Source organism: Nonomuraea sp. NPDC005650 (genome assembly GCF_040605375.1).
GTDB lineage: Bacteria > Actinomycetota > Actinomycetes > Streptosporangiales > Streptosporangiaceae > Nonomuraea.
This window is the reverse complement of record NZ_JBEXCR010000016.1, coordinates 91,596-104,312: the sequence shown is the minus strand read 5'-3', so window position 1 is coordinate 104,312 and position 12,717 is coordinate 91,596. Positions and strand designations below refer to the sequence as shown.

The following is a 12,717-nucleotide window of genomic DNA, read 5'->3' as shown; positions in this document are numbered from 1 at the left end:
CGGTCCTCTGAGACCCCTTGTTCATCCCTTTCGTCCCGCGCCCGCCCCCACGGGGCGCGGTGCCGTCTTCCCGCCGTTCCAGGGCCTGCGGCGTCAGGGAGTCCAGATCTCCTGAACCTGGACGATCTTCCCCTTGTAGACCGTGATGAGCGCGGGCTTCCCGTCCCGCTTCATCAGCACCGACCTGGCGCAACGCTTGTTGCCGAGCCCCGTGTCCCGGTTGACCGTCATGCCGCCCTCCGACTTCCCGCAGCCGAACGCCGACAGGTAGACCACGTCCTTGGCGACAGTCGAGGCGTACGCCGTGACGTCGCCCTCGGGCGGGGCCACGAAGTAGCCCTCGGTCTCGGTGCCCTTCTTCCACTTGATGGGCTGGTACTCGGCCACGTCACCGCGGATCTCGGTGATCCGGCCGCGCAGGACGCCGTCGTGACGGGAGTGGATGCCCTTGGTGAAGTCGTGCTTCGGGTCGGCCTGGAAACTCGTGCCGAAGGGCTTGGGCGCCTTGAACTTGGGGAACGCCGCGGCGGTGGCCACGGACGACGCGCCCGCCACGCCCGCCGCGCCGACGGCCGCGGGGGCGGCGTGGGCGGCCACGCCGGAGCTCAGCACCACGGCCACGGCGGCACCTGCCACCAGGAAACCACGCTTGGGAGTGTTCACGGATTCTGAGATCCGCCATCACCGTCCGAAGTTCGCCCCTACTCCAGTGATACAGATCACACTCCCCCAACCTCTCACCACTCCCACTCCCCTACTCCCCCACCACTCCCACTCCCCCGAGCCCTCGCCGCCCGCTCTCCCCGAGCCACCGCCACGCCCTCTCCCCGAGCCACCGGCCGCGCTCCCCAAGCCCTGCCGCTCCCGCCGCGGGCCTCCAGCCCACCCTTCACCGCGTCGGCCGCCGGACCATGCGCACTTCACCGCCGCCGCACCCCCACCCCCCGTACCGGAGGCCAACGAAAAACCCGCCAGACGCCGCCGTAGCGGCCCCTGGCGGGTTCGGAAAGCGGGACGGTTACAGCGGCGACGAGCCGTCGTCCACGTCGCCCTCAGGCCCCGTGGGAGGCGGGGTGTCCCCCGAAGGCTTGGCCGCGGGCGGCGGGGTGGCCGGCGCGGGCGGGGTGGTGGTCTGGGCCAGCAGGCGCTCCAGGCGGGCGCCCGTGAGCCGCAGGAACTTGCGGTGCTCCCGGTTGCGGTCGAGGACCGCCACCTCCAGCTGTGCCACCGGCGGCCGCTCGCCACCCGGCTCGGTGAGCGCCGTCAGCGCCACCTCCAGCGCGTCGGCCAGCGACATCGACTCGCGGTAGCGCTCCTTGAGCCGCGTGGACACCGCGTCCGCCTGGCCGCCCATGGCCGCGAAGCCGTGCTCGTCGAAGACCGACCCGTCGAAGGTGAGCCGGTAGATCGCGTCGCCGTCCTTGGTCTCGCCGACCTCGGCGACCACGACCTCCACCTCCAGCGACTTGATCGACTCGGTGAAGATGCGGCCCAGGTTGGAGGCGTACAGGTTGGCCAGGCCACGCCCGGTCACGTCGGAGCGGTCGTAGGTGTAGCCGTTGATGTCGGCGTAGCGGATGCCGCCGAGCCGCAGCTCCTCAAACTCGTTGTAACGGCCCACGGCCGCGAACCCGATGCGGTCGTAGATCTCGCTGATCTTGTGCAGCGCCCGCGACGGGTTGGGCGCGACGAACAGGATGCCGTCGACGTACTGCAGCACGACGACGGAACGGCCCCGCGCGATGCCCTTGCGCGCGTAGTCGGCCTTGTCCCGCATGATCTGCTCAGGGGACGCATATCCAAAAGGCATGGACACGTGCGGTGGTCCTTTCTAGCGCAGCGGGGCGATGGGGCCGTCGGGCGAGATCAGGCGGGCTTCGAGCATCTGCTCCACGTAGTTGGAGACCTGCTCCTCGCTCAGCCGGCGGAAACCGTCCGCGTCGATCACCGACACGATCGGCCAGATCCGCCTGGTCACATCGGGCCCACCGGTCGCCGAGTCGTCGTCGGCGGCGTCGTAGAGGGCCTGGATGAGGGTCATCGCCATGTCGTCGGCCGTCGCGCCGTCGCGGTAGAGCTTCTTCAGCGAGCCGCGCGCGAAGATCGAGCCGGAGCCGATCGCGTCGAACCTGTCCCGCTCGTACGGCCCGCCCGCGACGTCGTAGCTGAAGATGCGCCCCTCGTCCTTGTCGGGGTCGTACGCGGAGAACAGCGGCACCACCACCAGCCCCTGCATCGCCATCGCCAGGTTGCCCCTGATCATGGTGGCCAGGCGGTTGGCCTTGCCGGCCACCGACATCGTGCGGCCCTCGAGCTTCTCGTAGTGCTCCAGCTCCACCCGGAACAGCCGGGCGAACTCGATGCCGGTGCTGGCCGTGCCCGCGATGCCCATGCACGAGTAGTCGTCGGTGCGGAACACCTTCTCCACGTCGCGCTGGGAGATGATGTTGCCCGACGTCGCCCGCCGGTCGCCCGCCATGAGCACGCCACCGGCGAAGGTGGCGGCCACGATCGTCGTCGCGTGCGGGACCTGGTCGCCGATCGGGGTGGCCAGCACCTCATCCCGCTGCGGCAGCAAATCCGGCGCATACGAGCTGACAAACTCCGTGAACGAGGAACTTCCGGTGTTGCTGAAAAGCTGGTTGACCAAGCCGGCGGGCAGATCCCTGTGCGATGCCACGCGACTCCCTCCAAACGTCAGTGTTCCTAGGGCGACCCTACTCATGTTGCGTTGTTGTCTGCACTTCCCACGATCAGCTCACGGCGAACCCGCGTGATCACACGCCACCCCGTTCCGTGTTCGGATCGTTTCCTTACGGCTCCCCGCGGCCGTGCGACCGCCGGCATGCCCGCACGTCCCGAACAAGGAGACCGGCCTGCGATTCCCCGCCGACCTGCGGCGATCGCCACAGTCCCCCTCACGCCCTGCGGCACCGGCGCGGGCGGCGTTCCCCCTGACGATCGCGGACGTACCCGGCTTCTACCGGCAACTCCACGGCGGCAGCGGCCTCGGCGACCCCAAGCCGCGGCCCCGTCCGCATGCCCGGCGGCCCCGCCCGCATGCTCAACCCGTACTCCAAGAACCCCGGGCTCGCCTGGGACCCGCTCACCTTCAAGCACTCGGCGGCGGCCTCCTGCGGCGCGGCAGACCTGCGGGTAGCCGGCCGGGTCGCGGCAGTAGGCGGTGACGGGCAGCATCTCGTCGGCGCCGAGCTCCAGCACGGGCCAGCGGCGAGCTCCAGCACGGGTCGGCGACGAGCACCTCGTCGTTGACGTCGGCGCGCCAGCTGATGCGCACCTGCCCGGTCGGCTGCGCCTTCGTGGCCCCCCGCCGCCACCGTCAGCGGCAGGAGCCCCGATGAGACCGCCGCCGTCACCATCGCCACCCCACCTCCAACCACCCCGCCCCCGACCACCGCGCCTCCGACCATCCCGCCCTCGACCACCGCGACGGCAGGCTCCACACCACCCCACGACACACTTGGGATACTTGGAGCCATGAGGGACTGGATCCTCCACGTCGACCTCGACCAGTTCATCGCCGCCGTCGAGCTCCTCCGCCACCCCGAGCTCCGCGGCAAACCCGTCGTCGTCGGCGGCTCCGGAGACCCCACCCAACCCCGCACCGTCGCCGCCACCGCCACCTACGAAGCCCGCGAACACGGCGTCCACTCCGGCACGCCACTGCGCACCGCGCTCAAACGCTGCCCCGAAGCGATCTTCCTGCCCAGCGACCCACCCGCCTACGAAGCCGCCTCCGCCCACGTCATGGCCGTACTCCGCGAATTCCCGGTACGCGTCGAAATCTGGGGCTGGGACGAAGCCTTCCTCGGCGCCACCACCGACGACCCGGAAACCCTCGCCGACACCATCCGCCGAACCGTACAAGAGCGCACCCAGCTGTCCTGCTCCATCGGTATCGGCGACAACAAGCACCAGGCCAAACTCGCCTCAGGCCTCGCCAAACCCGCCGGAATCTACCGCCTCACCAGCGACAACTGGGCCGAGATCATGAACAACCGCCCCACCGACGCCCTCTGGGGCATCGGCGCCAAGATCTCCAAAAGGCTCGCCGCCCTCGGCCTCCACACCGTCGCCCAGCTCGCCGCCGCCGACCCCGCCGGCCTCGCCCGCCACTTCGGCCCCACCAACGGCCCCTGGTACCGCTACCTCGCACTCGGCAAAGGCGAAGCCGAAGTCGTCACCACACCCTGGGTCGCCCGCGGCCACAGCCGCGAAACCACCTTCCAGCACGACCTCACCGACGAAGCCGACATCGCCCACCACATCGCCGCCCTCGCCACCCAGGTCGCCCACGACGCCCGCGAAGCCGGCCGCGAAATCACCCGGGTCTCGGTCAAGGTCCGCTTCACCCCGTTCCTCACCCGAACCCGCCAGTCAAAGCTCCCCGCCCCCACCACGGACCCGGCCACCGTCCAGCAGGCGGCCCTCACCATCCTCACCCGCTTCGACCTCACCCGCCCGGTCCGCCTCCTGGGCGTCGCCGTCGACTACACCCTCCCCGAAGCCGATCAGCCCACCCTCGACACCGTCGAATAGAACTCCCCCCGAAGCCTCTCCTCAGCCTCGATCAGCCCCCGAAGCTCCTCCTCCGAAACCTCGACGTCGTCGAAATCCTCAACGGTCGCCTCCACATAAGAAAGCGCCCGCCACACCACACCGGGATCATCCCGGAACTGCCCGATCCCCGTATTGCACGGCAGACACAGCGCATATCGCACATCCCCGGTGCGATGACAATGGTCCACATGCTCGGGCGGCCGATCCCAGCACACCACACACAAACCATGCTGAGCCGAGATCATCCGCTCGACGTCCTCATGCCGCACCTGATATCGCCGCGTCAGGTGATAACTCCGCGTCGGCGCCACCTCATCGGAGGCGCGCGGCCGCGGGAGGGCAACGAACTCGGGCCAGAGAATCTCCCCGTCCAGATAAAGGGCAGCCAACTCCAGCAACACCAGATTGTCGCCGAAGTGGCCGAGCCCGTTGTTGCAGTTGAAACAGAGAATGCCCCGGACCTGGCCGGTCGCGTGGCTGTGGTCGACGAACGTGCCGGGCACGGCCCGGCAGACGGCGCAGAGCCCGCCCTGGCGGGCGAGCATGCGCTCGAAGTCGTCCTCGGTGATGCCGTAACGGCGCTTCAGGTGGTAGTTGCGAGTGCTGCCATGGTGCTCGATGCGGTTTTCGCGCGTCACTCGGTTATGACACGGCTTACAGTAATCGGTGAGCCCGTCCTTGTGCGACCTGTTCTTTCCGAAGTCGGCGACAGGCTTGATCTCCGCACAACGGGGACAGTATTTCTGCCCATCAGGCACTTCGACGCGCTCACGCACGGTCTTCCCTTGCTCTTCCATGCGCTTGCGATAACTCTGCATGTGACGCCGCTGGAAGCAGGCCTTGCAATATCGCGCCAGCCCATCGGCCATCCGCTTATTGCGCCCGAACTCGGCAACCTCCTTTTCCTCCCCGCAGTCCGGGCACCGCTTACACCCATCCGGCGTCTCCACCGATCCTCCCTCCTTCCCTATGTCCGATTTACCCCCTACTGTCCGCCCTTCTGTACGTAAGACCTGACAAATTCCTCTGCGTTCTCTTCGAGAACTTCGTCGATTTCGTCCAGAATTGCGTCGACGTCGTCAGTGAGCTTCTCCTGCCGCTCCTGAACGTCCGGCGCCGCCGAGGCCTCGGTCTCCTCGACTTCGGTCTCGCGCCGACCGGTCTGCTTCTGGCCGCCGGTGTCCTTGGTTGCCATGTCCTACCTCCGGTTGGGGGACTGCCTCTAAGGCATATCTTCCCCGAACCGGGCGACATTTCGCGCCGATCGCCCAGCGATCTTGCCGGCTTGACTAGATAGCCAAGCTATCCAATAATGGAACCACCGACACACGAGGAGGTTCCGATGTCCCCCGCATCCCTGAGCACGGCTGGTGTGCTCCTCATCACAGTCCCCGGTGTGGCCTTCGGCGGCGTCACCCTGCTGAAGTTCCTGATGCGCGACGTCCCGGGCTATCTGGACAACCCCGTCCGGCGTGGCCTGTGGCGGGCCGGGCACGCGCATGCGGGCGTGCTGGTGCTGTTCTCCCTGGTGGCGATGCTGTACGTGGACCAGGCGAGTCTGCCGGAGGGCGTGAAGGCGCTGACGCGGACGTTGATCGTGGCCGCGCCGATCCTGATGCCGCTGGGTTTCTTCCTGTCGGTGGTGCGTCCGAGTGACACGAAGCCGAGCAGGTTGATCTGGTTGACGGTGGCGGGTGGGGCGTGCCTGGCGGTGGGCACGCTGACGCTGGGCGTGGGCCTGCTCTAGGAGACCGGAGGGCCGGTCTCCGCCGGAGCGGCTAGTCGCCGCCGGTGAGGGCGGCGACGAGTTCGGCGGCGGTGCGGCAGCGGTCGAAGAGCTCGCCGACGTGGGCCTTGGTGCCGCGCAGTGGTTCGAGGGTGGGTACGCGCTGGAGCGATTCGCGGCCGGGGATGTCGAAGATGACGGAGTCCCAGGAGGCGGCGGCGACGGATTCGCTGTATTGGCGCAGGCACCGGCCGCGGAAGTAGGCGCGGGTGTCGGTGGGCGGGTGTTCGACGGCGCGCTGGACCTCGTCTTCGGTGACGAGGCGTTGCATGCGTCCGCGGGCGACGAGGCGGTTGTAGAGGCCGCGGTCGGGGCGGATGTCGGAGTATTGCAGGTCGACGAGCTGGAGCCTGGGGTGGGACCAGGGAAGGCTGTCGCGGGTGCGGTAGCCCTCGAGGAGTTCGAGTTTGGCGACCCAGTCGAGTTCGCGGGAGAGCTGCATGGGGTCTTCGGCGAGTCTGGTGAGGACGGATTCCCAGCGGTCGAGGATGTCCTTGTTCATCTCCTCTTGGGCGGTGCCTCGCTCTTCGACGTATTTGCGCGCTTGTTCGAGGTATTCCATCTGGAGCTGGACGGCGGTGAGCTTGCGGCCGTCGCGCATGGCGATCTCGTAGCGGCAGGTGGGGTCGTGGGAGACGGCCCGGAGGGCTTGTACGGGGTTCTCGACGGCGAGGTCGCGGGTGAGGAAGCCTTCTTCGATCATGGCGAGGACGAGGGCGGTGGTGCCCAGCTTCAGATATGTCGAAATTTCCGACATGTTGGCGTCGCCGATGATCACGTGCAGCCGCCGGTACTTCTCGGGGTCGGCGTGCGGCTCGTCGCGGGTGTTGATGATGGGCCGCTTGAGCGTGGTCTCGAGGCCGACCTCGACCTCGAAGAAGTCGGCGCGCTGGCTGATCTGGAAGCCTTCGCCGCGGGAGTCCTGGCCGATGCCGACCTTGCCGGCGCCGACGACGACCTGGCGGGAGACGAAGAAGGGGGTCAGGTGCCGGACGATGTCGGCGAAGGGGGTGGCGCGCCGCATGAGGTAGTTCTCGTGGCAGCCGTAGGAGGCGCCTTTGGCGTCGGTGTTGTTCTTGTAGAGCTGGATGGGCGCGTTGGCCGGGATCGCGGAGGCCCGGGTGGCGGCGTCGTACATCACGCGTTCGCCGGCTTTGTCCCAGATGACGGCGGCCCGGGGGTTGGTGCATTCGGGCGAGCTGTATTCGGGGTGGGCGTGGTCGACGTAGAGCCGGGCGCCGTTGGTGAGGATGACGTTGGCGAGGCCAAGGTCCTCGTCGGTCAGCTGGCTGGAGTCGGCGACCTCCCTGGCCAGGTCGAAGCCGCGCGCGTCGCGTAGGGGGTTTTCTTCCTCGAAGTCCCATCGGGCCCTGCGCGCCCGGGCCGCCGAGGCGGCCAGGTAGGCGTTGACGACCTGTGAGGAGGTCACCATCGCGTTGGCGCCTGGCTGGCCGGGTACGGAGATGCCGTACTCGGTCTCGATGCCCATCACCCGACGCACCGTCATCCAACACCCTCTGTTCGTCCGGGTCTGTCTATCCGCCGTTTATATGCCCGAGCCTATGCCCTTCACAGTGCCCCAAGGCCACAGAGTTATGGCACCGACGCCTTTTCAACCTGTACGGCCGGAGCTGATGGGGTTTGCGGGGGTCTGCGAGGCTTGAGTAGCCGCTGGATGGGGCGTTCGGCAAAGGAGTACACGAGATACGACAGCACCACGGCCGTCAGGATGGTCGTGGTGGCGATGGCCCAGGGGGGCATGTGGCCGGTGAGCGCTGGGATGAGGGCCACCGCGACGACGCCATGGAACAGGTAAAGCGGGTATGTGATGCCGCCGAGCGCGGTGAGCGTCTTGGACGGTTTGAGGCGGATCAGCCCGAGGGCGGCGACGGCCATCACGGCGAAGATCAGCGTGATGGTGATGATCACGCTGACGTCGGTGACGGGCATGTTCTTGAACCCGACGTTGTCGACGCGCCGGTGCACCCGGTCGAGCGCGGAGCCGATCGACATGGCGTACCCGCCGGCCACGTAGAGCCACGGGAGCCAGGCGCTGCCGTGTTTGTGGATGAGGTAGAGGGACATGCCGGCGATGAAGTAGGGCGCGTAGTCGGGCATGACGATCTCGTTGACGACCTCGTTGCCGAGCAGGTCGGCACCGAAGGCGGCCACCAGCCAGACGCCGGAGAAGATCAGGACGCGCCCGTACGTGACCCCGATGATCACCAGGATGGACATCAGCAGGTAGAAGCGGAGCTCGGCCCAGAGCGACCAGTAGACCTGGCTGGCGTCGGTGACCTTGAACAACCGCTGGAACATGGTGGCGTTCACCAGGTATTCGCCTGGTGAAAGTTTTGGGTCCAGCGCCTTGGCGCCGGTGAGCCCGTAGAGCGCCGCGGTGGCGCCGAGGCTGAGCCAGTACGCGGGATAGAGGCGCACGAGCCTGGAGTGGGCGAACCCGCCGAGGCCGCGCCCCCACACGGTCATGAGGATGACGAACCCGCTGATGATGAAGAACAGCTCGACCCCGAGGATGCCTAACCCCGCGAACGGCGCCAGCGGCGGGAACAGCGCGGCGGGCCTGGCCCCCCAGATGGACGCGTACGCCACCAGATAGTGGAAGGCGACGACGGCCAGGGCGGCGATGAAGCGCAGGAGGTCGAGCTCGGCCAACCGGCCGTCCCCCCGAGCATGCTTGGGCCGGTTAGGTGCGTGCACGCCATTTTTGACGTCACCTGGATCACTTTGGTTCCACCGGGCCCTCGGTTCCCACGACCAGGGGGCGGGAGGCGTCGTCGAGCGCGAGCGCGTCGCGGGCGGCCGGGGTGAGGGCGAGCAGCCCGGCGGCTCCGGCGGCGCCGCAGTCCGACAGTTGCACGCCGTGCCCGGCCAGGAGGCGGGCGGCGTCGGCCGCCTGCTCGTCGGTGATCGTCATGTAGAGGTCGGCGAGGTGGTGGAGGAACTGGTGGGCGATGAGGGAGGGTTCCAGGCAGTCGAGCCGGCCAAGGGTGGTGCGGCCGCCCTGGACGCGTACGGGCTCGCCGGCGCGGGCGCTTTCGAGCAGGCAGGCCGCGGCTTCCGGCTCGACCACGACGATCTTGGGCTGCTCGCCCCAGCGGTCGCGCACGTATCCGGCGGCGGCGGTGGCGAGCCCGCCGACGCCGGCCTGGACGAACACGTGGGTGGGCGCGCCCGCGGCGCTCCGGGGCGCGCTGTGGCCGCCGGTCGCGGCAGAGGAGCCGTTGAGGCTGCCCGAGTACGCCTCGAGACCGGCGGGCGCCCCTGAGGACGCGGCAGGGCTGCCGGTCTCCGGGGGGACGGCGGGCAGGGCGCCCGGGTCGGCGAGCTCGTCGAACAGGACGGTGTAGCCGCGCATGATGTCGAGCGGGATGCCGGTGTAGCCGTTCCAGGAGCTGTCGGCGACCAGCCGCCAGCCGTGCCGCTCGGCGGCCTCGATGGCGGCGGCCATGCTGGCGTCGTAGTCGTCGCCGCTGCGCCGCACCTCGGCGCCGAGCCCGCGCAGCCGCTGGGCGAACGCCTCGGGGACGCCTTCGCTGAGGTACACGACGCAGTCCACGCCGACCTCGGCGGCTCCGGAGGCGACGGAGATCCCGTGGTTGCCCGCGCTGGCGCACACGAACGGCGTACCGCCGCCCTCGTGCTCGGCGAGCAGGTGCACGGCGTACGCGCCGCCGAGCGCCTTGAAGCTGCCCAGCCCCATGCGCCCGCTCTCGTCCTTGACGTGGACGGCCGCGGTCCCGGCCAGGCCCGGAATGGTGTGCACCGGCGTGGGCCGGTAGGAGGGGTGCCGGGCGAAGTGCGCGCGGGCCTGGCGGGCGTGCTCGGTCCCGATGAGCGCGCGGTCGTGCGCGGTGTACGGGGCCCGGGCGGGGTTGAGGTACTCCATGATCGCCATGCTAGGCGGGCCCGCCGTTCTCCCCCGGCCCGCCACTCCGCGCCGGAACAGGGCCGATGCGGGACGGGTGGGCGGTCAGGCGCGGTCGCGGGCGGCGGCGACGGCGGCCTGGCCGAGGCTGACGCCGCCGTCGCCGGGCGGCACGCGCACGTGCTTGAGCACCCGGAACCCGGCCGCGCGCAGCCGGGCCACGGTGCCCTCCAGGAGCAGCGCGTTCTGGAACATCGCGCCCGACAGCGCCACCGCCGACAGCCCGGTGGAGTCGCGCAGGGTGTCGCAGGCGCGGGTGACGGCGTCGGCGAGGCCGTTGTGGAAGCGGCCGGCGATCGCGCGGGTGCCGGCCCCGGCCGCCAGATCCGCGGCGGCGGCCCGGACGAGGTCGGCGCCCTGCACGACGAGCAGGTCGCCGCGGGCGATCCCGGCCTCGTACGTGCCGCGCTCGGCCGGGTCGGCGTGCTGTTCGAGCTCGATGGCCGCCTGCCCCTCGTAGGTGATCTTGTCGCGGAGGCCGAGCACCGCCGCGACGGCGTCGAAGAGGCGGGCCGCGCTGGAGGTCAGCGGGGCGGTGGGGGCGAGCGCGAGGGCCTCGGCCCAGGGGTTGCGGCGGGCCACGTCGAGGCCGTGGTGGTCGTCGCCGAGGTAGGCGGCGGCCATGCGCCAGGGCTGCCGGACGGCGGCGGCGCCGCCCGGCATGGGGACCTGGGCGAGGTGGCCGAGGCGCTCGAAGGAGGTCAGGTCGGCGCGGAGGAACTCGCCGCCCCACAGGGTGCCGTCGGGGCCGTGGCCGAGCCCGTCGAGGGCGACGCCGAGCACGGGCCCGGGGTCGCCGTTGTCGGCCAGGCAGGAGGCGATGTGGGCATGGTGGTGCTGGACGCCGAGGAGTTCGGCGCCGCGGATCTCCATGGCGTGCCGGGTGGACAGGTAGCCGGGGTGCAGGTCGTGCGCCACGACCTCGGGCCGGATGCCGAACAGGCCGCAGTAGTGGTCGATGCCCTCGACGAACGACCGCAGCGTCTCGTGGTTCTCCAGGTCGCCGATGTGCTGGGAGACGAACGCGCGCCGCCCCTGGACCAGGCAGAAGGTGCTCTTCCGCTTGGCGCCGCAGGCGAGCACCGGCCGGGGCGCGGGCCAGCGCAGGGCGAGCGGCTCGGGCGCGTACCCGCGGGCTCGGCGCAGCACGGTCACCTCGCCGGCCATGGGCCGTACGACCGAGTCGTCGGTGCGTACGTGGATGGGGCGGTCGTGGACGAGGAAGGCGTCGGCGATGCCGCTGAGCCGGGTCAGCGCGTCGTCGTCCTCGTAGGCGATGGGCTCGCCGGAGACGTTCGCGCCGGTGAGGACCATGGGTTCGGCGAGCTCGGCGAGCAGGAGGTGGTGCAGGGCCGTGTAGGGCAGCATGAGGCCGAGGCTGCGGGTGGCGGGCGCCACGGAGGCGGCGACGGGCGCGCCGGGCAGGCGGGGCAGCAGCACGATGGGCCGGGCGCGGCCGGTGAGCAGCTCGGCGGCGTGCTCGTCGATCTCGCACAGCCGCCGCGCCTGGGCCAGGTCGGCCACCATGACGGCGAACGGCTGCTCCTCCCGGTGCTTGCGGCCGCGCAGCAGGGCGGCGGCCCGCTCGTCGGCGGCGGGCACGGCGAGGTGGAAGCCGCCCAGGCCCTTGACGGCGAGTACGTGCCCGGCGCGCAGCAGGGTGACGGCGCCGGCGACGGGGTCGCCGCACAGCTCGGTGCCGCGGGCGTCGCGCAGCCGCAGCCGGGGCCCGCAGGCGGGGCAGCAGGTGGGCTGGGCGTGGAAGCGGCGGTTTCCTGGGGCGTGGTACTCGGCGGCGCACGCCTGGCACATGCCGAAGCCGGCCATGGTGGTCAGGGGCCGGTCGTAGGGGACGCCGCGCACGATGGTGAAGCGGGGCCCGCAGCGGGCGCAGTTGATGAACGGGTAGCCGTGGCGGCGGTCGGCGGGGTCGGCCAGCTCGCGCAGGCAGTCGTCACAGGTGGCGCGGTCGGCGCAGACGAGGGGGCGCAGCGGGCCGGAGGGGACGCCGGCGGCGATGGTGAAGCCGCGGTGGCCGGCGGGCCGGGCGCTGACGACGGTGACGCGTTCGATCTCGGACAGGGCGGGCGCGTCGCGTTCGAGCGCGGTCAGGAACTCCTCGACGCCCGCCAGAGCGCCTTCGATCTCGATGTGCACCCCGTCGACGTCGTTGCGCACGCGCCCGGCCAGGCCCAGACGGCTGGCGAGCGAGCGGACGAAGGGGCGGAAGCCGACGCCCTGGACGACGCCTTCGACGTGCACGTCAACTCGTTTGAGCGTGGTCATCAGCCCAGTGTGCGCCTGTTCGGGGCGGCGCGCATGCGTATCGGCCGTGTCACCTTCGGCGTCGTCGCGCCGCCTCCGGGGCCGGGGGTGCGGACATGCGAACGGGAGGGCCGTGGCG

12 protein-coding genes are annotated in these 12,717 nt (G+C 70.3%); 3 read left to right on the top strand and 9 right to left on the bottom strand.

Annotated elements, in window-relative coordinates; all coding sequences use genetic code 11:
• Positions 1 to 93 precede the first annotated feature (93 nt).
• From ABZS69_RS27355 to prcB, 3 genes are all read right to left on the bottom strand, one after another.
• The gene (locus ABZS69_RS27355) at positions 94 to 663 is read right to left on the bottom strand and encodes a hypothetical protein (RefSeq protein ID WP_355377522.1); all 570 of its coding nucleotides are present in this window, start codon (positions 661 to 663) and stop codon (positions 94 to 96) included.
• 355 nt (positions 664 to 1,018) lie between these two features.
• Complete coding sequence (gene prcA / locus ABZS69_RS27350) at positions 1,019 to 1,810, bottom strand: proteasome subunit alpha (protein ID WP_355377520.1); 792 nt, start codon at positions 1,808 to 1,810, stop codon at positions 1,019 to 1,021.
• A 21-nt stretch (positions 1,811 to 1,831) separates the two neighbouring features.
• Positions 1,832 to 2,680 (bottom strand): proteasome subunit beta, encoded by an 849-nt coding sequence (gene prcB, locus ABZS69_RS27345; RefSeq protein ID WP_355377518.1) that lies wholly within the window; start codon positions 2,678 to 2,680, stop codon positions 1,832 to 1,834.
• Between the two features lie 359 nt (positions 2,681 to 3,039).
• Here prcB and ABZS69_RS27340 point away from each other — a divergent pair, with 359 nt between their 5' ends.
• Together ABZS69_RS27340 and ABZS69_RS27335 are read left to right on the top strand one after the other, a co-directional pair.
• Positions 3,040 to 3,273 carry a hypothetical protein gene (locus ABZS69_RS27340; RefSeq protein ID WP_355377516.1) on the top strand — a complete coding sequence of 78 codons (234 nt, stop codon included), beginning with the start codon at positions 3,040 to 3,042 and terminating at the stop codon, positions 3,271 to 3,273.
• A gap of 225 nt (positions 3,274 to 3,498) precedes the next feature.
• Positions 3,499 to 4,560, top strand: a complete 1,062-nt coding sequence (locus ABZS69_RS27335) for a DNA polymerase IV (protein ID WP_355377514.1) — start codon at positions 3,499 to 3,501, stop codon at positions 4,558 to 4,560.
• Here ABZS69_RS27335 and ABZS69_RS27330 read toward each other — a convergent pair.
• Both ABZS69_RS27330 and ABZS69_RS27325 read right to left on the bottom strand, forming a co-directional pair.
• Positions 4,533 to 5,531: an endonuclease VII domain-containing protein gene (locus ABZS69_RS27330; protein WP_355377512.1), complete on the bottom strand. Its 999-nt coding sequence runs from the start codon at positions 5,529 to 5,531 to the stop codon at positions 4,533 to 4,535. The two genes, ABZS69_RS27335 and ABZS69_RS27330, sit on opposite strands and share 28 nt — an antisense overlap.
• Positions 5,532 to 5,566: 35 nt before the next feature.
• Positions 5,567 to 5,776 carry a ubiquitin-like protein Pup gene (locus ABZS69_RS27325; RefSeq protein WP_188194040.1) on the bottom strand — a complete coding sequence of 70 codons (210 nt, stop codon included), beginning with the start codon at positions 5,774 to 5,776 and terminating at the stop codon, positions 5,567 to 5,569.
• A gap of 147 nt (positions 5,777 to 5,923) precedes the next feature.
• On the opposite strand from ABZS69_RS27325, the gene ABZS69_RS27320 reads away from it, so the two are divergent.
• Positions 5,924 to 6,328: a hypothetical protein gene (locus tag ABZS69_RS27320; protein ID WP_355377511.1), complete on the top strand. Its 405-nt coding sequence runs from the start codon at positions 5,924 to 5,926 to the stop codon at positions 6,326 to 6,328.
• Between the two features lie 31 nt (positions 6,329 to 6,359).
• Here ABZS69_RS27320 and dop read toward each other — a convergent pair whose 3' ends face one another.
• The 4 genes from dop to hypF all read right to left on the bottom strand — a co-directional run bounded on the left by dop (position 6,360) and on the right by hypF (position 12,599).
• Complete coding sequence (gene dop, locus ABZS69_RS27315; protein ID WP_355377509.1) at positions 6,360 to 7,874, bottom strand: depupylase/deamidase Dop; 1,515 nt, start codon at positions 7,872 to 7,874, stop codon at positions 6,360 to 6,362.
• An 86-nt stretch (positions 7,875 to 7,960) separates the two neighbouring features.
• Entirely contained in the window at positions 7,961 to 9,040 is a 1,080-nt protein-coding gene (locus ABZS69_RS27310; RefSeq protein ID WP_355377507.1) for an acyltransferase, read from the bottom strand.
• A 67-nt stretch (positions 9,041 to 9,107) separates the two neighbouring features.
• Positions 9,108 to 10,274 carry a pyridoxal-phosphate dependent enzyme gene (locus tag ABZS69_RS27305; RefSeq protein WP_355377505.1) on the bottom strand — a complete coding sequence of 389 codons (1,167 nt, stop codon included), beginning with the start codon at positions 10,272 to 10,274 and terminating at the stop codon, positions 9,108 to 9,110.
• Positions 10,275 to 10,358: 84 nt separating this feature from the next.
• On the bottom strand, positions 10,359 to 12,599 hold the full coding sequence (gene hypF, locus ABZS69_RS27300) for a carbamoyltransferase HypF (RefSeq protein ID WP_355377503.1): 2,241 nt from the start codon (positions 12,597 to 12,599) through the stop codon (positions 10,359 to 10,361).
• Between the last annotated feature and the right edge of the window lie 118 nt (positions 12,600 to 12,717).